Annotated in this window: 20 protein-coding genes and 1 tRNA gene; 8 read left to right on the top strand and 13 right to left on the bottom strand. The window is 68.7% G+C overall.

The genetic code is table 11. The features are described from left to right. Window positions 1-42 precede the first annotated feature (42 nt). From AX744_RS12610 to AX744_RS12585, 6 genes are all read right to left on the bottom strand, one after another. Complete coding sequence (locus tag AX744_RS12610) at window positions 43-1617, bottom strand: flavodoxin reductase (RefSeq protein ID WP_061017227.1); 1575 nt, start codon at window positions 1615-1617, stop codon at window positions 43-45. Then, window positions 1614-2492, bottom strand: a complete 879-nt coding sequence (locus tag AX744_RS12605; RefSeq protein ID WP_061017224.1) for an FAD:protein FMN transferase — start codon at window positions 2490-2492, stop codon at window positions 1614-1616. The genes AX744_RS12610 and AX744_RS12605 overlap by 4 nt, the downstream gene beginning before the upstream one ends. 15 nt (window positions 2493-2507) lie before the next feature. Then, on the bottom strand, window positions 2508-2981 hold the full coding sequence (locus AX744_RS12600) for an FMN-binding protein (RefSeq protein ID WP_046748909.1): 474 nt from the start codon (window positions 2979-2981) through the stop codon (window positions 2508-2510). 87 nt (window positions 2982-3068) lie between these two features. Continuing rightward, window positions 3069-4103, bottom strand: coding sequence for a ribose-phosphate diphosphokinase (locus tag AX744_RS12595; protein ID WP_046748908.1), 1035 nt, complete (start codon window positions 4101-4103; stop codon window positions 3069-3071). Between the two features lie 6 nt (window positions 4104-4109). Continuing rightward, a complete protein-coding gene (glmU, locus tag AX744_RS12590) occupies window positions 4110-5540 on the bottom strand; it encodes a bifunctional UDP-N-acetylglucosamine diphosphorylase/glucosamine-1-phosphate N-acetyltransferase GlmU (protein ID WP_046748907.1) in 1431 nt (476 codons plus the stop codon). Between the two features lies 1 nt (window position 5541). Then, window positions 5542-5613 (bottom strand) — tRNA-Gln (locus AX744_RS12585). A gap of 112 nt (window positions 5614-5725) precedes the next feature. On the opposite strand from AX744_RS12585, the gene AX744_RS12580 reads away from it, so the two are divergent. The 3 genes from AX744_RS12580 to AX744_RS12570 are packed head-to-tail and all read left to right on the top strand — an operon-like array spanning window position 5726 to window position 7670. Next, window positions 5726-6199, top strand: coding sequence for a GNAT family N-acetyltransferase (locus tag AX744_RS12580; protein WP_058632447.1), 474 nt, complete (start codon window positions 5726-5728; stop codon window positions 6197-6199). Between the two features lie 30 nt (window positions 6200-6229). Beyond that, complete coding sequence (locus AX744_RS12575; protein WP_029260528.1) at window positions 6230-6724, top strand: MarR family winged helix-turn-helix transcriptional regulator; 495 nt, start codon at window positions 6230-6232, stop codon at window positions 6722-6724. A gap of 19 nt (window positions 6725-6743) precedes the next feature. Further along, the gene (locus tag AX744_RS12570) at window positions 6744-7670 is read left to right on the top strand and encodes a pseudouridine synthase (protein WP_197429228.1); all 927 of its coding nucleotides are present in this window, start codon (window positions 6744-6746) and stop codon (window positions 7668-7670) included. Between the two features lie 7 nt (window positions 7671-7677). On the opposite strand, the gene AX744_RS12565 is transcribed toward AX744_RS12570, so the two are convergent. The 6 genes from AX744_RS12565 to AX744_RS12540 form a co-directional block, all read right to left on the bottom strand. Next, window positions 7678-8337 (bottom strand): methionine ABC transporter permease, encoded by a 660-nt coding sequence (locus tag AX744_RS12565; RefSeq protein ID WP_046748904.1) that lies wholly within the window; start codon window positions 8335-8337, stop codon window positions 7678-7680. Beyond that, complete coding sequence (locus AX744_RS12560; RefSeq protein ID WP_061017220.1) at window positions 8337-9380, bottom strand: methionine ABC transporter ATP-binding protein; 1044 nt, start codon at window positions 9378-9380, stop codon at window positions 8337-8339. The genes AX744_RS12565 and AX744_RS12560 overlap by 1 nt, the downstream gene beginning before the upstream one ends. 95 nt (window positions 9381-9475) lie before the next feature. After that, a complete protein-coding gene (locus tag AX744_RS12555; RefSeq protein WP_046748902.1) occupies window positions 9476-10387 on the bottom strand; it encodes a MetQ/NlpA family ABC transporter substrate-binding protein in 912 nt (303 codons plus the stop codon). Between the two features lie 96 nt (window positions 10388-10483). Further along, the gene (locus AX744_RS12550) at window positions 10484-11449 is read right to left on the bottom strand and encodes a quinone oxidoreductase family protein (protein ID WP_082738519.1); all 966 of its coding nucleotides are present in this window, start codon (window positions 11447-11449) and stop codon (window positions 10484-10486) included. 49 nt (window positions 11450-11498) lie between these two features. After that, window positions 11499-13265: a Na+/H+ antiporter gene (locus AX744_RS12545; protein WP_061017218.1), complete on the bottom strand. Its 1767-nt coding sequence runs from the start codon at window positions 13263-13265 to the stop codon at window positions 11499-11501. A 40-nt stretch (window positions 13266-13305) separates the two neighbouring features. Further along, complete coding sequence (locus AX744_RS12540) at window positions 13306-15129, bottom strand: ABC-F family ATP-binding cassette domain-containing protein (RefSeq protein WP_061017216.1); 1824 nt, start codon at window positions 15127-15129, stop codon at window positions 13306-13308. 107 nt (window positions 15130-15236) lie between these two features. Here AX744_RS12540 and AX744_RS12535 point away from each other — a divergent pair, with 107 nt between their 5' ends. After that, window positions 15237-16163 carry a spermidine synthase gene (locus AX744_RS12535; protein ID WP_157543604.1) on the top strand — a complete coding sequence of 309 codons (927 nt, stop codon included), beginning with the start codon at window positions 15237-15239 and terminating at the stop codon, window positions 16161-16163. Between the two features lie 42 nt (window positions 16164-16205). Here the strand turns inward: AX744_RS12535 and AX744_RS12530 are convergent, their stop codons facing one another. Beyond that, window positions 16206-17327 (bottom strand): DUF998 domain-containing protein, encoded by a 1122-nt coding sequence (locus AX744_RS12530; protein WP_061017212.1) that lies wholly within the window; start codon window positions 17325-17327, stop codon window positions 16206-16208. Window positions 17328-17442: 115 nt separating this feature from the next. Between AX744_RS12530 and AX744_RS12525 the strand changes: the two genes are divergently transcribed. From AX744_RS12525 to AX744_RS12510, 4 genes are all read left to right on the top strand, one after another. Beyond that, on the top strand, window positions 17443-18399 hold the full coding sequence (locus tag AX744_RS12525) for a helix-turn-helix domain-containing protein (protein ID WP_046748897.1): 957 nt from the start codon (window positions 17443-17445) through the stop codon (window positions 18397-18399). Window positions 18400-18619: 220 nt separating this feature from the next. Next, window positions 18620-19408: a MoaF C-terminal domain-containing protein gene (locus tag AX744_RS12520; RefSeq protein ID WP_061017210.1), complete on the top strand. Its 789-nt coding sequence runs from the start codon at window positions 18620-18622 to the stop codon at window positions 19406-19408. Between the two features lie 24 nt (window positions 19409-19432). Beyond that, window positions 19433-19822 carry a nuclear transport factor 2 family protein gene (locus tag AX744_RS12515; protein ID WP_058632455.1) on the top strand — a complete coding sequence of 130 codons (390 nt, stop codon included), beginning with the start codon at window positions 19433-19435 and terminating at the stop codon, window positions 19820-19822. A 73-nt stretch (window positions 19823-19895) separates the two neighbouring features. After that, on the top strand, window positions 19896-21068 hold the full coding sequence (locus AX744_RS12510; RefSeq protein WP_046748894.1) for an ABC transporter substrate-binding protein: 1173 nt from the start codon (window positions 19896-19898) through the stop codon (window positions 21066-21068). The last annotated feature ends 63 nt before the right edge of the window (window positions 21069-21131 follow it).

Raw genomic sequence — 21131 nt, 5'->3', positions numbered from 1 at the left:
GATGCTGAGCCGCGCGAGAGAGGACTTCCTGCGCCGGCGGGATCAGTAGCCGGCGAAGGCGTCCGTGGTGAGGCTGCGGGCCTTCTGCAGTGCGGGCGCGAGATCGGCGATCAGGCGGGGTGGTCCCGAGATGAACGCGTGGCGCGCGGGCAGGTCGGGAACGGCACGCTCGAGGGTATCGGCGTCCAGACGCGCCCCCTGAGCCCAGGACCAGTGCGAGGGCAGGGCGGCCGGCTCGTCGCGGGTGAACACGACGGTGCGCACGCCCGTCGCCGCGAGCTCTTCGCGGAAGGCGAGCTCCGAGGCCTCGGATGCCACGTACACGAGCACCACGTCGCGCTGTTGCCCGGTCGCCTGCAGCTGCCGCAGCTGCGACACGAACGGCGTCACGCCGATACCTGCCGCGACCATGAGCACGGGCTGGTCACCGCGAGGGAGGATGAAGTCGCCCCAGGTCCCGGTCACGGCGAAGGTCGCCCCCGGCTCGGCGGCCGCGAGAGCCCGCTTGTAGCTGGAGGGGTGCTTCTGGTCGCCGTTCTTGTAGGCGATGCGCAGCGTGGGCAGGTCGGCCGGCGCCGACACGATGCTGAACTCCCGGCGGGTGCCGCGCGCGTCGGGGCGGTGGTGCGGCACGTCGAGCTCGAGATACTGACCAGGGAGGAAACGCACACGGCCCTTGGCGCGGAAGGTCAGCTCCTGCGCGGTCGGGGTGACGAACTCACGTCGTTCGAGCACGAGCCGCACCGACCCGCGCAGTGCGAAGGCGAACGCGACCAGGTTGCCGATGAGCAGCGCGCGCTCCTGTCCGAGGGTGAACAGGCCGGCCACGGAGAGGGGCCACCCCGCGAGCAGACCGACGACGACGGCCACCACGAGCTGCTGCCGACGCCGCGGCGGAAGAGTGAGCGGCTCCGAGAGCATGAAGGCCCCGAGGAAGAGGAACGGCGACTGCAGCACGGCGAACTGCAGGGCTGTCACGACGTCGAAGGCGACATCGAACTCCACGGCCTGGACTGCCTGCCGCACCACGGAGGTGGCGACCGCGACGATCAGGAACACCAGCACGACGCGGATCTTCTCGGTGCGCCACAGCACCAGGAGACCGAGCACCGCGACCGGGATCGTGAGCACGGGCGTGCCCACCCACCACGCCGACGAGGTGCCCAACCACTCGAAGGCCCCGAACGCCCCGAGGATCGAGACGACGGCGGCGCCGAACGCGGCCGGGTTGAAGATGTGCCGGCCCCGCCAGGCGATCAGATACTTCGACACGCTCGCGACGGCACCGGCGATCGCGAGGCCGACGAGTGCGCTCGGCTCCACGCCGGGGCGGAGCACGAACAACAGGATGAGGGCGGTCACGACCGAGGATTCGATGCGCCAGGGCAGCCGCAGGATGCGCTGCGCGACAGCGTCGACGACCGAGATGACGAGCGCGAGCACGAGGAAGGACGCCACGAGCTCGAGCGGGGTCGGCGAGACGATGACGCCGAACAGCGAGAGCACGAAGGCGATGACGGCGAGGGCGATCAGCGCGAACAGGACCAGACGGTACATCGACAGCGAGCCCAGCACGGCGAGGACCCGCTGACGCGCAGCGGTGAATGAGGTGATCACGATTCCACTCTTCCCTGGTTCTGGACGGTGAGGAACAGTTCGGCCGGAAATCCGGGGGAACGCTGCACCCGTCCGTCGGTGCTCATCCGCACCCACTCGGTTCCCCAGGCCGCAGCGATCTCAGGGCCGCCGTCGAAGAAAAGGGCGGTCGCCACAGCGTCGGCCCTCATAGCGTGGGGCGCCACGGCCCAGGTCGCCGCCCAGGTGCGCACCGGGGTGCCGGTGCGCGCATCCAGGACGTGGTGGAGCCCGCTCCCCCACGCCCGACGGTTGATGGCCGAGGCGCACAGGGCCTGGTCCTTCACCTCGATGACGCCGATCGCCTTCGTCGCGTCATAGGGGTGCTCGAGGGCGATGCGCACACCGGCCCCGCGCACCCGGATGTCGCCACCGGCATCGATCACGAGATCGCCGGGCACACGCTCCAGCACCGTGGACACGAGATCGACGAGGCGACCCTTCCCGAGGGCGCCGACGTCGAGCAGAGCCGGAGCCGAAGCCCTGACCTCGCCACCATCCCATGAGAGATGCCGATCCCACTCTTCCGGCGCCGGGAGCGGCTGCCCGGCGATCAGCGTGTAGGCCGCGTCATAGCCGAGCGCATCCAGGCTCGCGGCGACGAGGGGGTTCACCGCACCGGCGGTCGCCGCGGAGAGCTCGCGATACGCGTCGAGCATGGGGGCGGCGTCGGCGGAGGCGAGAACGCCACCGAGTCTCCCGAGGCGCACGACCTCGGAGTCTGCACGGAACCGGGACCATTCGCGGTCGAAGCGCTCGATCTCCGCCGTCACCGCCGCCTTCGCGGCAGCCGGGAGCGGGTCGGTCGTCTCGATCTCCCAGTGCGTTCCGATGGCCTCGAAGCTCCAGGTGGCCATGCGGCTTTCAGGCGCCTACGCGGCAGCCTGCTCCTTGATCGACTCGACGGCGTCGTTGAATCCGCCGCTGGTGAGCGACGAGCCCGCGACACGGGTGACGTTCAGCTCGTCGATCGGCTTGCCGTCGACCTCGGCGGCGATGCCGTCGATGAACTCGCCCTGGTAGCGCTTGCTCTCGGGCGCCTGCGGATCACCCGTGACCTCGACATCGGTGACGACGCCGTCGGCGAGCGTCAGCGTGACGGAGATCTTCTCCACCGTCTCGGGGGTCTGGTACGAGCCCTCGGCCGTGTAGGTGCCGTCGGTGTAGGTCGCCGTGGCGTCACCTCCCGAAGACGATGCGGAGGCACCCGTATCGGGAGTGCTGTCGGCTCCGGAAGAGCCCTCGGCATCGGCAGCGCCGGAGCATCCGGCGAGGACGAAGAGACCTGCGATCCCGAGGAGTGCGGATCCCTTGCGGACAGAGGTCGGTACGGTCGTGCGGATCATGGTGGTCCTCCCGGCTCGGTGTCGGTCGACGTGGTCGTCGACCCCTCACGCTAGGCATCGCGCCTATGAACGGGCTGACGTAACGTGTTACGCGTCTCCGCCGAACATGCTGGTGACGGAGCCGTCCTCGAACACCTCATGGATCGCGCGGGCCAGGAGCGGGGCGATCGGGAGGATGGTGAGCTTGTCCCACTGGCGCGACTCGGTGAGCGGGATCGTGTCGGTGATGACGACCTCGTCGATGGACGAGTCCTGCAGTCGATCCGACGCCGGGTCGCTGAAGATCGCGTGGGTCGCGGCGACGATCACGCGGTGCGCCCCGTTCGCCTTGAGAGCCTGCGCAGCCTTGACGATCGTGCCACCGGTGTCGATCATGTCGTCGACGAGGAGGCAGGTGCGACCCTCGACGGCACCGACGATCTCGTGCACGGAGACCTGGTTGGCGACCTTCGGGTCGCGACGCTTGTGGATGATCGCGAGCGGAGCGCCGAGGCTGTCCGACCACGTGTCGGCCACGCGCACGCGGCCCATGTCGGGCGATACCACCGTGAGGATCTCGCGGTCCTCCGGCGAGAGGGTGCGCTCGAAGTAGTCGAGCAGCACGGGCTTGGCGAACAGGTGGTCGACGGGACCGTCGAAGAAGCCCTGGATCTGGGCTGCGTGCAGGTCGACGCTCATGACGCGGTCGGCGCCGGCGGTCTTCAGCAGGTCGGCCACGAGACGGGCGCTGATCGGCTCGCGACCGCGACCCTTCTTGTCCTGACGCGAATACGGATAGTACGGCGCGACGACGGTGATGCGCTTCGCCGACGCGCGCTTGGCCGCGTCGATCATGATGAGAGTCTCCATGAGCCACTCGTTGACCGGCTCGCCGAACGTCTGGATCAGGAAGAGATCCACTCCACGGATGGAGACCTCGAAGCGCGCGTAGATCTCACCCGACGCGAACGTGCGGTGCTCGACCGGGGCGATCTCGGTGCCCAGCGCCTCGGCGACCGCCGCCGTGAGGGCAGGGTGCGAACGACCGCCGGCGACGACGAGCCGCTTCTTGGTCTTGGCGATGATCCCGGGGGCCACGCCGTTGTCGCGATCCAGATCGACCGTCTTCTTCTTGCGCGCCATGTCCGCCTATTCCGCCGAATTCTCCCGGGACGCAGCATCCGCCGCGCCCGTCCCTGCTCTGTTCTTCTCGACCCAGCCCTCGATGTTGCGCTGGGGGGCGACGCTCATGGCCAGAGCGCCGGCGGGGACGTCCTTGCGGACGACGGCGCCTGCACCGGTCTTCGCACCGGCTCCCAGCCTAACGGGCGCGACGAGCACCGTGTGCGACCCGGTGTGCACCTCGTCGCCGATCTCGGTGCGGTGCTTGTTCACGTCGTCGTAGTTGGCGGTGATCGTGCTCGCACCGAGGTTCACTCCGCGACCGATCGTCGCATCGCCCACGTACGACAGGTGCGGCACCTTGCTGCCCTCGCCGATCTCGGCGTTCTTGGTCTCGACGTACGCGCCGATCTTGCCCTTGGCGCCCAGCACAGTGCCGGGGCGGAGGAAGGAGAACGGACCGACCGTCGCCTCGGCGCCGATGACGGCCAGCGTCGCATCCGTGCGGCGGACGACCGCATCCTCACCGACCTCGCAGTCCACGAGCGTCGTATCGGGGCCGATGACGGCTCCGGAGGCGATGGCGGTTGCCCGCAGGATCTGCGTGTTCGGGAGGATCGTGACGTCGGGCGAGAGTGTCGCGTCGTCGTCGATCCACGTGGTGGCGGGGTCGATCACGGTGACGCCCTCGAGCTGCCACCGGCGCACGATCCGCTGGTTGAGCAGGCGCCCGACGAGCGCGAGCTGCGTGCGGTCGTTCACGCCGTAGGTGACCGTGACGTCCGACACGACCGACGCCGCGACGCGGTCGCCATCGCGGCGGAGCAGTCCAGGCACGTCGGTCAGGTACATCTCGCGCTGAGCGTTGTCGAGGCTCAGCTGCGGCAGGTAGGTACGCAGCGTCGCGGCGCGGAACACGTACATGCCGGCGTTGATCTCACGGACGGCCGCCTCTTCCGGGCTCGCATCCTTCTGCTCCACGATGCGGTCGACCCCGCCATCGGCATCGCGCACCACGCGACCGTAGCCGGTGGGATCCTCCACCAGCGCGGTCATGAGTGTGGCAGGCGCCCCGGACGCCCGGTGCTCAGCGAGGAAGGCCGAGAGGGTGTCGGCATCGGCGAGGGGGCAGTCGCCGGAGAGTACGAGCACGTCGCCCTCGAAGTCGGCGGGCAGCGCATCGACGGCCACCTGCACCGCACGACCCGTTCCGGGGATGTCGTCCTGGTCGACGAAGACCGCGTCGGGATAGTCGGCGGCGAGGGCGGCCACCACCTGGTCCCGCTCATGCCGCACGACGACCTCGACGTGCGTCGCCTGCAACCGCTGCGCTGTGGTGAGCACGTGCCCGACGAGTGGACGTCCGCTGATCGGGTGCAGCACCTTCGGCAGACGCGACTTCATGCGAGTGCCCTGCCCTGCGGCGAGGACGATGATCGCGAGATTGTTCCCAGTCATGCTCCGCCGCCAGGACTCGAACCTAGACCTCACAGCTCCAAAGGCTGTCGTGCTGCCATTACACCACGGCGGACCGCGCCGCCCATGAAGGCACCGCGGGGACAAGTCTGCCATGCTCCGGCCCCGGTTCCGCTGACACCGCGGCCCGTCATCCGCGTGAAATACCGATCTGCAATGCTGACGACATGAGCATCGTGATCGAACGGGTGCAGGCCGCGAGCCCCGCCCTGGCCGAGTTCCTGGTCGCCCACCATGCGGAGTTGGAGCACACCGCTCCTGCGGAGAGCCGCCACGCCCTGGTGTTCGAGCGGTTGCTGGCTCCGGGAGTGCGGCTCTTCGCCGCGCACCTCGACGATGCCCCCGTGGCCACCGGTGCCCTGGCGACGGTCGAGGAGGGACACGAGGAGATCAAGTCGATGCGCACGGACCCCGCCCTGCGCGGACAGGGCCTCGGCCGCGCCATGCTCGCGTTCCTCCTGGCGGACGCCGAGTCCAGGGGCATCAGCCGCCTCTCGCTCGAGACCGGGAGCGCGGACTTCTTCATCCCGGCACGTGCGCTGTACGCCGCGGCGGGATTCCGCGAGTGCGGCCCGTTCGGCGGCTACGCGCTCGATCCGTACAGCACGTTCATGACGGTCACGCTCCCGACCGCGTCCTGATCTCGTCGCCGCGCGCGCGATAATGGGCGGATGAGCGAGGTGGATGAGGTCGACCGGATCGTCGGCGCGTGGAACACCCAGCGTCCCGACCTCGACTTCTCCCCGCTCGAGGTCCTGTCGCGGATGGACCGGTTGTCGCGGCACCTCGATCGCGCCCGCCGCGATGTGTTCCGACGGAGCGATCTGGAGCACTGGGAGTGGGACGTGCTCTCCGCGCTGCGGAGAGCGGGGGCGCCGTTCCAACTCTCCCCCAAGCAACTGCTCCAGCAGACCCTGGTCTCGAGCGGCACCATGACCAACCGGATCGATCGCCTGGTCGGGCGTCGGTTCGTGCGGCGCGAGGCCGACCCAGGCGACGGTCGCAGCGTGCTGGTGACGCTCACCGATGACGGGCGCATCCGCGTGGACGCCGCCATCACGCGTCTGGTGGATGTGGAGGCCGATCTGCTGCAGGCGCTCTCCCGCTCCGACCGCGACCGCCTCGCGGGGCTGCTGCGCAAGCTGAGCCTGAGCTTCGACTCGTGACCGGCCGCAACTGATGGGCATGCCCTCTCCCCTGCCCGTGCGCGACGGCGTGGGAGCCACACGGCTGCACGTGCCCCTCACCGGCTCGTGGCCCACGGTCGCTGCCTACATGATCGAGAGGTTCTTCCACCTCGATCCCGAGCGGCTGCTCGAGCGGTTCGATCGCGGCGACATCGTTCGCGCCAACGGCTCTGCGGTCCCGCGCGATGCCCCGCTCGGGAGTGTCGAGTTCATCTGGTACTACCGCGAGCCCGCCATCGAGACGCGGATCCCGTTCGAGATCGAGATCCTGCACCAGGACGAGCATCTCGTCGTCGTGGACAAGCCGCACTTCCTGCCAACGACTCCCGGCGGTAAGTTCCTGCAGAACTCGGCACTGGTGCGGCTGCGCAACCTCCTCGACAACCCGGACCTGGCGCCCATCCACCGTCTGGACCGCGCGACCGCCGGACTGCTGATGTTCTCGACGCGACCCGCCACCCGCGGCGCCTACCAGCTGATGTTCGAGAACCGGCAGGTGCAGAAGGTCTACGAGGCGGTGTCCGCGCTGCCCGCGCACGGCGAACTCCCCTCGTTCCCGCTCGTCTACCGCAACCACATCGAGAAGCCGCGTGCCCAGGTGCGGGTGCAGGTCGACGACACCAGGGAGCCGAACGCCGAGACGCTGATCGAACTGATCGGCGCCGATGACCGTGTGGTGCACACCCTGCTCCGCCCGCACAGCGGGAAGATGCATCAGCTGCGCGTGCACCTCGCCGCCCTCGGCATGGGCATCCTCAACGACCGGTTCTACCCCGAGCTGCTCGACGATGTGCCGGACGACTTCGACCGCCCGCTGCAGCTGCTCGCACGCGAGCTGCGCTTCGTCGATCCGCTGAGCGGCGCGGAGCGGGTCTTCACCACGAGGCGGGCGCTGCAGCACGCGCCTCGTGGTGAGAATCCGTAGGCTCGCGTCAGCGGCGCATGACCTTGCGGGCCAGGCGGGTTCCGAGCATCTGCACGAGATGCACGAACACGACGATGAGGACGATCGCCGCCCACATCACGAGCGGCTCGAACTGCCGGAAACCATAGATCTGGGCGAATGCGCCGAGGCCACCGCCACCGACGAGTCCTGCCATCGCCGTCATGTCGATGAGCGCGACCACGATGAACGTGTAGCCCAGGATGAGCGGTCCGAGCGACTCCGGGATCGCCACAGTGAACAGGATGCGCCAGGGCCCCGCACCCATCGCACGCGCCGCCTCGATCACGCCGGGCGAGACCGAGATCAGATGCTGTTCGACGATCCGTCCGATCGCGAAGGCCGCGGCGAGACCGATGATGAAGGCACCCGCCGTCGTGCCGATGCCGACACCGACCACGGCACGGGCCAGCGGCTGCGCGACCACGAGGAAGATGATGAACGGGATGGGGCGGAAGAAGTTCACCACGAGGTTCGCGAACAGCGAGACCGGCTTGTTCTGCGCGAGGCCGCCCGGCCGCGTCACGTACAGGATGATGCCGATAGCGAGACCGAGCACGCCACCCAGCACGAGCGCGAAGGACGTCATGTAGAGCGTCTCGAGGGCAGCCGCCCAGAATTCCGGCCACAGTTCGTTCAGGCGTTCCATCAGCGCGCCTCCTCTCCGGCGATCTCGGTCACTTCGACACGTCGGGCGATGCTCGCGAGGGCGCGATCGATCGCCGCGGCGTCACCGCGGATCGCGAGTGTCAGGTGCCCGAAGGCCCGTCCGCGGATGTCGTTGATGCCGCCGAAGACGAGCTCGAAGTCGAGGCCGGCACCGGCGAGATCGAGGAAGACCTGCGCCTGCGAGGAGTCGCCGTCGCGGAACGAGAACGTGACCAGGCGGCCCTGATGGCGCTCGCGGAGCACCGCCAGCTCTGCGGGTGACGGCACGCCCTTGACGACCGTTCCGACGAAACGCTGCGACGCCGGGTTCTGCGGCGCGGAGAAGACGTCGAAGACATCGCCGTGCTCGATCACACGACCGTTCTCCATCACCGCCACCTTGGTCGCGATGGTCTGGATCACATCCATCTCGTGCGTGATGACGACGATCGTGACACCCTGCTCGCGATTGACGCGCTTCAGCAGATCGAGCACCTCGTGGGTGGTCTGCGGGTCGAGGGCGCTGGTGGCCTCGTCGGCGAGGAGGATCGCGGGCCCGGTGGCGAGGGCGCGGGCGATGCCTACGCGCTGCTTCTGGCCGCCGGAGAGCTGTTCGGGATAGGCCTTCGCCTTGTCGGAGAGACCGACGAACGAGAGCAGTTCCGCCACACGTGTCTCGATATCGGCCTTCGACCAGCCGGCGAGCTTGAGCGGATACGCGATGTTGGACCTGACGCTCCGCGAGGAGAACAGGTTGAACTGCTGGAAGATCATGCCGATCCCGCCGCGGACCTTGCGCAGCTCGCTCTCCTTCAGCGCGGTGATGTCCACGCCGTCCACCGTGATGGTGCCGCTGGTGGCCGGCTCCAGTGCATTGATCAGGCGCACGAGGGTCGACTTGCCCGCCCCGGAATAGCCGATGATCCCGAAGACGTCGCCCTTCTCGATCGAGAGGGAGACGTCGTCGACGGCCACGACCTCCGCGCCGTCACGGGTGCGGGGCGGGTACGTCTTGGACACGTTCGTCAGGGTGACGATCGGCATGTGGTGCTCCGGTCTGCTTCGGGAACGAAGAATCGGGTGACGCGTTTTCGCGCCACCCGATTCTCCCTCATCGGACGGGGTGGATCTCCCGCGTCCTACTTCTTCGCGTCGGCGTCCTTCTGGACCTTCGCGAGCGAGGCGACCAGGTCATCCACCGGCGTCTGCAGCGCCACGGCGGTGCCGCCCGACGACTCGAGAAGACCCTTCTGGACGGCCTCGTTCGTCTGGAAGATCTCGACGAGCTTGAGGTAGGTCTCGTTGTCGGCGTCCTCCGCACGGGCGGCGAAGATGTTCACGTACGGCAGCGCGCTGGGATCCTCGGGGTCGTCCTGGGCGATCGCGTCTTCGAACGTGAGGCCGGCGTCCTGCACGAAGTCGTTGTTGATGATCGCAGCGGCGACGTCGGGCAGCGAGGTCGGGATGAGCGCGGCCTCGAGCGCCTTGACCTCGACCTTGGACTTGTCGGTGTCGATGTCGGCGAGGTCGGAGTACGGCGTGCCGCCGCTCTTGAGCTCGACGAGGCCGGCCTGCTGCAGCACGTTCAGCGCACGCGCCTGGTTGGAGGCATCATCGGGGACGGCGACGGTCTCGCCCTCGGGGATGCTGTCGACGTCGTCGTACTTCTTCGAGTACAGACCGAGCGGGTAGATCGCGGTCGAGCCGATCGGGGTGAGGTCGGAACCCGAGGCGTTGTTGTACTCGGCGAGGTACACGATGTGCTGGAACTGGTTGAGGTCGATCTCCCCCTCGGTGAGCGCGGGGTTCGGCTGCTCGTAGGAGCCGAAGTCGACCAGCTCGACCGTGATCCCCTCTTCGGCTGCGGCGTCGACGAAGGCCGGCCACTGCTCGTCGCCCTTGCCGACGACGCCGATCTTGACGACCTCGTTCTCGGAGGATCCCTCGCTGCCGGATCCGGCATCGGACGACCCCGTGGCGCACCCGGCGAGCGCGACGAAGAGCGGGACCGCGGCGAGCGCGGCCAGGATGGAAGTGGTGCGGCGTGACATGTGAAGGAGTTCCTCTCTTGGGGGACTCGAATACGTTAGGCAGGCCGCGCGGCGCACGCGGAATCGAGTGTCACACGGCGTCACAGCGAGGCGTGGTCAGGGCCGCGGCACCCTCAGGGCCAGCTTGCCCACGTAGTGCTCTCCGAGCGCCCGGTGCGCCGTCGCGATCTCATCGGCGTCGAAGACGCGGGACACATGCGGTGAGATGTGACTCGACTCGATGACCTCGTTGAGACGCTGCAGTGCGGCGCGGCTGCGATCGCCGTCGTAGAAGGACACCCGATCGACGAGCTGCGCTGACGGCGGCGGGTTCACGCCGTGCGCCCACGCGATGCGGCCGGTGGGTGCGACTGCGCTCAGTGCCTCCTCGGCCGCCGTTCCTCCCGCCGTGACCAGCGCCCCGTCGAGCCCGTCCGGTGCGAAGCGCGCGATGGCCGCCGGCACGTCGTCACTCCGACCGTCGACGACCGCGTCGGCTCCGAGTCTGCTCGCGAGCGCGACTCCGTCCTGTCCCGAGGCCACGGCGAGGACACGAAGCCCTCGATGCTTGGCGAGCTGCACCGCGAGATGGCCGATCCCTCCGCTCGCGCCGAAGATCATCACGGCATCACCGGGACTCGCATCGATGGTGTCGAGTCCGCTCGTGGCCGTGAGCGCGTCCCAGGCCAGCACTCCTGCCTGCTCGTCGGTCAGACGGGCGGGCACCGGAGCGACGTGTTCCTGGTCGACCACGGCGTACTCGGCGTAGAACCCGCCTCTCGGGACGGGGGTCGAGGCGGCGTACACCCGGTCGCCCGGGGCGAAGCGCGTCACCTCGGCCCCGACCGCCTCGACGGTCCCCGATCCTTCCCACCCGAGGATGTAGGGGAAGGTCGTCGGCACGCCGAATGCGCCTTCATAGTGACCCTCGCGCTCCTCTCGGTCCCACGACCCTAGCCCTGCGACATGGATGCGGATGAGCACGTCGCTGTCCCCGACCGTGGGGACCGGAACCGAGTGTTCATGCAGTTCCGTCTCGTCACCGAATCGATCGAGGATGAGGGCTTTCATCGTCGTGGGCATGGGACTCCTCGTTCTCATCGGTGGGTCCGGCTCTCGGACGCCCGGACGCTCAGTCGTAGTCCTCGATCCCCTGCAGGCGCACCTGCTCGAGGTCGAGGCGGGCGGAGATGCGACGCACCACGATGTCGTCGATGGTGCCGGCGCCGCGCAGTCCGAGCAGGACCTCGCGCTTGCGGTCGAGCAGGGCGAGCTTCAGGCGCGTGTGCTCCTCGTGTCGGACCAAGGGCGAACGCTGTGCCAGATCGACGTCGGCGGAGGTCGCGATGATCTGCAGTACGGTGCCGTCCGTGGCCTCTCCCTCCACGACCTGCGAGACGCCGCCTCCGGGCGCCGGGTCGCCACCGACGTCGGCGGTTCCCGCGCTGAGCGGGTCGGGCTCGCCGAGCATCTCGTCCAGCACGTCGGCCTCAGCGTCGACGAGGGCCTGCTCGCGGGCCAGCGACCGGGCGTTGGCGAACTCGAGCATCTGATACCCCTCCGATCGCACGCGATCCAGGACCTCCTGGCCCACACCGTGCTCGGCGGCCAGGTCGTCGAGGGCGGCGAGGGCGGCACCGGAGATCGCCCGCTCTGCGAGCTCGTACTCCTCGTCCTCGGCGTGGTCGACGGGGAACCGCGCCCATCGCACGATGGCGGGCAGCAGCGGACCCTGCACGAGCAGACTCAGCAGGATGACACCCGCCGTCACGAACACGATCTCGTCGCGACCGTTGATCGCGCCGCCCTGGGTGATGCTCGTCGGGACGGAGAGAGCGATGGCGAGGGAGACGGCACCTCGCATGCCGGCGACGGTGGAGACGGCCCTGGCCCGTGCTCTCGCGCCGGGCGCCGGACGCGGACCGCTCTGCCGCTGGAACACCACGTTCAGCAGCTGGAACACATAGCGCACCACCAGCAGCGTCGCCCAGACGGCGAGAGTGATGAGCACCAGGCGCCCGATCGCGGCGGCCGAGATCTCATGCGCGACGTACTGCACCTCGAGACCGATCAGCACGAACAGCGCGCCGTTGAGCAGGAAGACACCGAACGGCCACGCCGCATCCGCCTGGCGTCGCGACGAGGCGGTGGTCACCCGCGGAGAGACGTACGCGACGATGAGCCCCGCCACCACGACCGCCAGAACTCCGGAGGCGTGCACCATCTCGGCGGCGAGGAATGCGGTGAACGGGATCAGCAGCAGCGTGACGTTGATCACGATCGTCGACGAGGTGCGCCGCAGCAGGAGGTAGCCGAGAGCCGCGATGACCACGCCGGCGGCGATTCCGCCCACGTAGGAGATCAGCACGTCGAGCGTCACCGACAGCGGGGTGATCTGGCCGCCGAGCGCGAGCGACACCGCGATCGCGTACAGCACCAAGGCCGTGCCGTCATTGGTCAGGCTCTCGGCCTTCAACTTCATGAACATGCGGCGCGGCAGCAGACGCCCGAGGGCGGCGACGGCGGTGGCATCCGGTGGGGCGACCGCAGCGCCCAGGATGAGGGCGATCTCCCAGGGCATCCCGAACAGCACACCGATGCCCGCGACCGCGAACGCCGAGGCGACCACCAGCACCGTGCTCATGGGCAGGATGTAGCGGAAGTCGCGGCGGATCGACCGCAGGGACGTGGTGAGGCTCTCCCAGAAGAGCATCACCGGGAGGAACAGCAGCAGCACCGTCTCCGGGGGCAGCTGCACTTCGCGAAGCTGCGGCACGAAGCCCAGCAGCAGTCCGAAGATGACGAGGACGAGGGGCAGCGCGAGACGCACGCGCGGGGCGATCAGGGTTCCGACGAGAATCGTGAGTCCGAGCAGGACTGTTACTTCGAGGCCTTCCATCCCTACCTCCCAACAGCGGTGAGAGAAGGATATTCCTCCGTCAGCCGATCTCCTCGGTGAGTTCGAACCAGCGCAGCTCGAGCTCTTCGATCTCGGCCTGCTGCTCGCTGATCTTCTTCATGCGATCGCCCAGCCCCGCATAGTCGGACTGGTCGTGATCGGCCAGCGCGGTCTTGGCGGCGTTCACCTGCTGGGTGAGCTTCTGGATGCGGCGCTCGAGCGCGGAGATCTCCTTCTGCGCCGCGCGCAGCGCCGCTCCGTCCAGGCCCTTCGTCGCCGCCGCTGAGGTTGCCGTCGCTGCCGCCGTCGCGGTCTGCTTCGAGCCCGCGGACGACTGCAGTTCGCGCAGGCGGAGGTACTCGTCGACCCCGCCGGGGAGGTGGCGCAGATGGCCGTCCAGGATCGCATACTGCTGATCGGTGACGCGCTCCAGGAAGTACCGGTCGTGGCTGACGACGAGGAGGGTGCCGGACCACGAGTCGAGGAGATCCTCGATCGCGGCGAGCATGTCGGTGTCGAGGTCGTTGGTCGGCTCGTCGAGGATCAGCACGTTCGGCTGGTCGAGGAGCACGAGGAGCAGTTGCAGACGGCGCTGCTGTCCACCGGAGAGGTCCTTGACCGGGGTGGAGAGCTGAGCGGAGTCGAACCCGAGGCGCTCGAGGAGCTGCCCCGGCGTGAGGTCCTGCGCCTTCGAGCCCGCGCCCATCGTGTAGGAGGTGCGCAGGCCGGAGATGATCACGCGCACCGGGTCGTTCCAGTGCTGGGTGAGCTCGTCGAGCCGCTGCGTGAGGGTCTGCACCTTCACGGTCGTGCCGCGCTTGACCCGACCGACGGTGGGTTCGACGGTGCCGGAGATGAGGCCGAGCAGGGTCGACTTCCCCGCGCCGTTCACGCCGAGGATGCCGGTGCGCTCACCCGGTGCGATGCGCCATTCGATGTCGCGCAGCACGACCTTCTCGCCGCCGTCGGCCGTCGGGTAGGTCACCCCGACGTCGAGCAGATCGACCACGTCCTTGCCGAGGCGTGAGACCGCGAGCGACTGCAGCGACACCTTGTCGCGGATCTCGGGAACGTCGGCGATGAGCTCGTTGGCCGCATCGATGCGGAACTTCGGCTTCGCGGTGCGGGCCGGGGCGCCACGACGGAGCCAGGCGAGCTCCTTCTTGGCGAGGTTCTGGCGCTTTGCCTCGGTGGCGGCCGCCATGCGGTCGCGTTCGACACGCTGCAGGATGTAGGCCGCGTAGCCGCCCTCGAAGGGCTCGACGATGCGGTCGTGCACCTCCCAGGTCTCGGTGCAGACCTCGTCGAGGAACCACCGGTCGTGGGTCACGACCATGAGGGCGCCCGAGTTCGACGACCAGCGCCTCTTGAGGTGCCGGGCGAGCCACGTGATCGCCTCGACGTCGAGGTGGTTGGTCGGCTCGTCCAGCGCGATGACATCCCAGTCACCGGTCAGGAGCCTGGCGAGCGATACCCGGCGACGCTGTCCACCGCTGAGAGAGCCGATCTCGGCGTCCCACGGCAGATCGGTGAGCAGCCCCTCGATGACATCGCGCACCCGCGCGTCGCCCGCCCACTCGTACTCCGGGGTGTCGCCGACGACCGCCGCGCTGATCGTGAGGTCGTCCGGAAGATTGTCGGCCTGATCGAGCACCCCGATGCGCGTTCCGCCACGCACCGTGACGCGTCCGGAGTTCGGCTCCTTGATGCCGGCCAGCATGCCGAGGAGGCTCGACTTTCCGTCTCCGTTGCGGCCGACGATGCCGATGCGATCGCCCTCCTCGATGCCGAGGGTCACGGAGTCGAAGACGACCCTTGTCGGATATTCGAGGTGGAGGGCTTCAGCCCCGAGAAGATGTGCCATGTTCCCTCCAGGGTAGCCGCGCCCGGTGACGCCAGGACGACCGCCGCCGTCGGACCGCGGCGGGTGGCCGGATCGTCGTTCGGCTCCGCCCGATCTAAAATCGACGGGTGCCAAGGAATCGCCGGGTGTTCTCGCTCATGCTCGACAACCGCAGGGCGAAGCTGATGGAGTCGAGAAGGCGCCCAGGGCACTACGAGCTCAGTGTCGACGGGATCGCGCAGTCGGTGGTCTCGATGACCGACCCGACCACACTCGAGTACGCGTACACGCAGCACATCGCGAGAGCGATCGATGCCGCGGCTGAGCCAGGTGCACCGCTGTTCACCGTGCACCTGGGAGCCGGAGCGCTCACGCTGGCACGCTATGTCGAGGCCACGCGCCCCGGATCCCCGCAGCTCGTGGTCGAGTTCGAACCCGCGCTGTATACCGCGGTGATCGCCGCGCTGCCCCTCCCGCCCGGCGCCGATCTGCGAGTCGTCTTCGGCGACGCGCGGGCGGTCGCAGACGCGGAGCTCCCGGATGGAGGAAAGCCCGCGGGGCCGCCATCCTCCTCTCCCGCGCTCGGCGTCGTCACGTCCGGTGGCAGCGCCGTCGACACCGATTGGGTGGATGCACGCTTCACCGTCGTCGACCTGTGGGACGCCGCGGTCATCCGACACCGTGTGGCCAGCCAGGAGTTCTACCGTCGGGTCGCCGCCCGCTCCGCAGCAGGCGCCGTCGTGGCGGTGAACCTCCTCGACGGGCACCCGTTCGAGTATTCGCGGCGACAGGCGGCGACGCTGCGGTCGGTGTTCCAGAATGTCGCCGTCGTCCTGGACGCCGAGCCGGAAGATGACGAGGGGCCTCTCGGCAACGTCGTCGTGTTCGCGAGCGATGAGCCGCTGAGCGTCGTGATGGACCCCGACCTCCTCGGCGCACCGCGACCGCACATGCTGCACGACGCGTCCCTGACCGCATGGATCGACGGAGCCCGCATCATGACCGACGCGGACGGCACGGATTCCCCCGACCCCGACGACCCGATCTGGGACTAGGAGTCGACCCGATCCGGGACGAGGCGTCGAGCCGATCCGGGACTAGGCGTCGACCGGGGACCGGTCGGCCCGCGCATCGGGAGTGGGCGCTGAGACCGACCCGGCCGTGCGCAGGAAGACGATGATCCAGCTGAAGATCAGCACCGCGGCGATCAGCTCGACCGCGGTGAGGTTGTAGTAGCCGACCGCGAAGAAGGCGGCGAGCAGGATGATCACCAGAACGTAGATCCAGCCGAACGCCACGAACACGCGCGGGATGCTCGGCAGGAACCACGGCAGCCCGACGACGATGATCCCGAAGACGACCGTCATACCCGTCGCGACCGTGCTGTGCAGGAGGAAGAACTCGTCGACGGGGAAGAGCCCGACGCACGCGAGGAAGATCCCCATCAGGATGAGCCCGCCGCGCACCATGAACCGGCCGCGACGCTCCTCAGGGGTCTCGGCCGGCAGGCCGGCTGTGGCGTACCGGGAGATGGTCGTGACCATGATCCCGGCGATGACCAGCGTCACGTTGAAGGCGACGGACGCGCTGTTGGTGCTCATCCCGAGCGCGGAGAGGTTGTCACGCCACCAGTGCACATCGCTCGAGGCGAGCATGCTGGCGAACGCTCCGACCACGAGGAACACGGCGAGCACCAGCGAGAGCACCATGGGGTTGAGAGCGACCGCGCTGAGGAAGCAGACGTATCCGGTCAGGGCGAAGGCCACGGCCACCAGGATCGCTCCGGGGAGCGGGAACACCGGGGCGTCCGTGAAACTCCGCTCGAGGAGTTCGGCGATGCCGAGCCAGCCGAGGCAGGCGATCGCCGCGTGGGCGAACGCGATGGCGGTGAGGTCGTACCAGCGCAGCCGATCACCCGGCACGCTGAAGCCGTCGCGGACCGCCTGCGGGTCGGGCCGTTCCGGTCGCACCGCGAGCCGGCCGAGCGTGAACGCGATCACCGCGGTGATGGCTCCGCCGCATGCGGCGAAGACGCCGATCGACCCGCTGCCGCTGATCGCCAGGTCGTGACCCCAGAACACCGGCAGGCCGATCGCGAACCCCGCGACGAAGAAGCCGGCACCGACGATGAGTGCCGTCGCCTCGAAGACCGCGGCGGACGTCTCCGGGCCGCGCACCTGTCTCAGCACCTGCACGACTCTGCTCGCCAGCGCGTTCATCCTCGTCCTTCCCGGTCCACATCATAGAAGGAGCGCAGATCCGGCGCGGCCGGTGGTACCATCACGGAACGGATCGTATACAACGTCGTCGTTCCACCACCCGAGGTGATCAGTCATGAACGGTGCACCCGCTGCCCCCGCCGAATCGGTATCGACTCTCGTCGCGCGCAACATCAGTGATTTCAGAGCCGCCGTCTCCGAGTCCTTCGTCCCGCTGCAGGTCTCCACGGCAGGGCCCGACCACTTCCGCGGCGTCATCCGTGGTGCGTCCGTCGACGAGGTCCACGTGACCGAAGTGCGCGCCACATCGCACATCGTCGAGCGCACCCCGGAGCTGATCGCCAGGAGCGACCGGTCCTACTTCAAGCTCAGCCTGATGCTCGCCGGCACCGGCCTGTTGATCCAGGACGATCGGGAGGCCGTGCTCCAGGCCGGGGATCTCGCGGTGTACGACACCGATCGGCCGTACTCGCTCGTCTTCGACGAGGGGTTCCGCACGATGGTCGTCATGTTCCCGAAGCACCTCCTGAGCCTTCCCCCCGACGTGGTCGGCCAGCTCACCGCCGTGCGCATCTCCGGGCAGGAGGGTCTGGGCGGCATGGTCGTGCCGTACCTCACCCAACTCGCCGGGAACCTCGACCAGCTCGCCGGTGCCACCGGGGCACGCCTCGCGCACAGCGCCCTCGACCTCGTCTCCACGGTCTTCACCCGCGAGCTCGGGCTCGACGGCGTCTCGGCGGATCCGCATCGCGCGCTCGTGCAGCGCATCCGCTCCCACATCGACCGGAACCTCGCGTCGACCGACCTCGGCCCCGCATCGATCGCCTCGGCACACTTCATCTCGACCCGTCACCTGCACGGCCTGTTCCAGGAGCAGGGTGTGACCGTGTCGACGTGGATCCGCACGCGCCGTCTCGAACAGTGCCGCCGCGATCTGCTCGACCCGATGCTCGCCGACCGACCCGTGGCCGCGATCGCCGCCCGCTGGGGCTTCGTCGACGCGGCGCACTTCAGTCGCGCATTCAAGTCGGCATTCGGCATCTCCCCCAGCGAGTACCGCGCCGCCCACTGAGCGCGACCCGAGGACTCACCGTGCGGGACCGGTGATCGATGCGCGCGGAATCGCCGTCATGACCGCTTGCCCTGGACGGCACGCCGGTTGACTCTCGGCGCGCGATGGGCCTCGCGACCTTGAGCCCCTGAGGGCGTCGGACCGAGCATGAGGCAAGCGCATCGCGACGACGCGGTGCCCGGGGCGAAGAGGCCCTGCCGTGTGCGACGTCTGGACCCGCATGACCGACATCACGACCGACCCGGCACTGGATGAATGGCGAACCTACGATGAGTTCGCCGCCGGGATCGACACCTTCCGCCTGCCGAGCACGCTGCTCGCCGGAACCTCCTTGACGCTGACCCTCGACGACGGCGGCACGCTCTCGCTGCGCTTCGACGAGGAGACCGTCACCTGGGAGGGCTTCGGGGTCGGCGGCACGGACCCGTATGACGCCGTCCGTGTGCGCGAGGACGTCGTGTTCATCAACATCCCGTTCGAGAGCCGGGAGCGCGAGGCACTGACGGTCGTGGTCTCCTCCTCCACGCATCGGGCGACCGTCATCCGCTCCCGCATCGCCGCCGAGGCCGTCGAGGGCACTCCGCAGGTCGGACAGGACTTCTGGGCGGCCACGACGGATGCGGGACCGGCCACCGGCGAGGTCCCCGGCCCCAGCCGCGACCTGATCGGCAAGCGCAACATCTACCGTTACAGCCCGTACCACCTGTACGAGCACGTGTACGTGTCGAGCCAGCGGTACGCGTGGCAGTGCCTCGAGGGCGTGCAGCGCGGTCACGGCGACATGGATCTGTCGACCGTCTGGAAGTTCGCCGACGGCCTGTACCTGTTCTGCTTCCGCGAGTTCCGCATCGCCGTCGCGAGCGTGTGGCTGCACGACCTCGGCTACCAGCTGATGACGACCGGGATCTTCCTCGGGCTGAACGGCGATGGCGACTCCGAGCACTCCAGGGCCGGCGGGCACATCTACCCGCTCGGCTCGGTCGCCTATCCCGACGCGCAGCCCGTCTGATCGACAGCGAGAACAGGAGACACCATGGGCAATGCCGACATCATCCGCGAACACTACGCGGCGAGCGACCGCGGCGACCTCGACGGGATGCTCGCGCCGTTCGCACCCGATGTGCAGTGGACCGAGGCCGCCGGCTTCCCCTACGCGGGAACCTACATCGGCCCCGACGCGGTGGCCGCCAACGTGTTCCAGCGCATCCAGGAGGACTGGGACGACTACACCGTGGCCATCGACGAGGTCCTCGACGCCGGCGATGCGGTCGTGGGCATCGGCACCTACTCCGGCACCTATCGGCGCACCGGCCGCTTCTTCGCCGCTCGGGTGGCCCATGTGTGGCGCCTGGCGGACGGCAAGGTCGTGGCCTTCGAGCAGTTCACCGACACCGAGCTCGTGTCCCGCGCACTGCGCGACTGAGCGACGCCACCCCATCACTGCACGACACGAACGGCACGCACAGCACGATCCGAACACGAGAGGCAGGAACCACATGAACAAGCGCGCATCAGGCGCCGCGGCACTCATCGCCGTGGCAGCCCTCGCCCTGGCCGGCTGCGCCGGAGGAGACGGCGGATCCGGTGGGGGCGACGGAGCCCCGATCGTGGTCGGGTCCATCAACACCATCAGCGGGCCGGCCACCTTCCCCGAGGCCTCCCAGGCGGCGGCCGCGGTCTTCGACGCCTTCAACGACGCCGGAGGACTGGACGGCCGCAAGATCGACTACAAGACCCTCGATGACAAGGGCGACCCCGCCACGGCGACCGCCTCGGCCAGGGAACTGGTCGGCAGCGACGGCGCCGTCGCGCTGGTCGGCTCCGCGAGCCTGATCGAGTGCGAGATCAACGCCAAGTACTACGAGCAGGAGAGCATCCTGTCGATGCCGGGAATCGGCGTCGACACCGGCTGCTTCGACAGCGAGAACATCTCGCCGGCGAACGTCGGCCCGTTCAACGACATGACCCTCACGCTGCAGTACGGATCCGAGGTGCTCGGGCTCGACGACATCTGCATCCTGCTGGAGATCGCCGGCTCCACCCGGCCGACCTACCAGGCCGCCATCGACAAGTGGTCGGAGATCACCGGCAAGGAGCCGAAGTACGTCGACGACACCGTCCCGTACGGCGCATCCGACTACACCCCGTACATCGTCAAGGCGCGCGAGGCTGGCTGCAAGGCCCTCGCGATCAACCCCGTCGAGCCGGACGCGATCGGTCAGGTCAAGGCCGCGAACGCCCAGGGCTGGGACGACGTCACCTGGCTGTACCTGACGAGCGTCTACAGCGAGAACTTCGCCGAGGCCGTGGACGATGCGGGAGCCGGCATCTACGTTCCCGCCGAGTTCTACCCGTTCACGGACGACAGCGAGATCAACGCCGACTGGCGCACCCTGATGGAGGACAACGACATCCCGCTGACGTCGTTCAGTCAGGGCGGCTACCTCGCGGCGACCTACTTCATCGAGGTGCTCAAGGGCATCGACGGCGACATCACCCGTGAGAGCGTCTCCGAGGCGCTGAAGAACATGGAGCCGATCGAGAACCCGATGGTCGGCACGCCCTACGCGTTCGGCACGCAGAACACCGCGGGCTGGCCGATCATCCTCAAGTCCGGCACCCACGCCTGGGAGCAGGTCGCCGACGACTGGCTCCGCATCGGCGAGTAGTCCACCAGACCGCCTGCCGCCGGGCGCATTACCGGCGGCAGGCACCTTCCCCCTCCCCCTCGG

Origin of the sequence: Microbacterium sp. CCH5-D1 (assembly GCF_001557335.1) — a bacterium.
GTDB lineage: Bacteria > Actinomycetota > Actinomycetes > Actinomycetales > Microbacteriaceae > Microbacterium > Microbacterium oxydans.
This window is presented reverse-complemented; position numbering and strand designations above follow the sequence as displayed.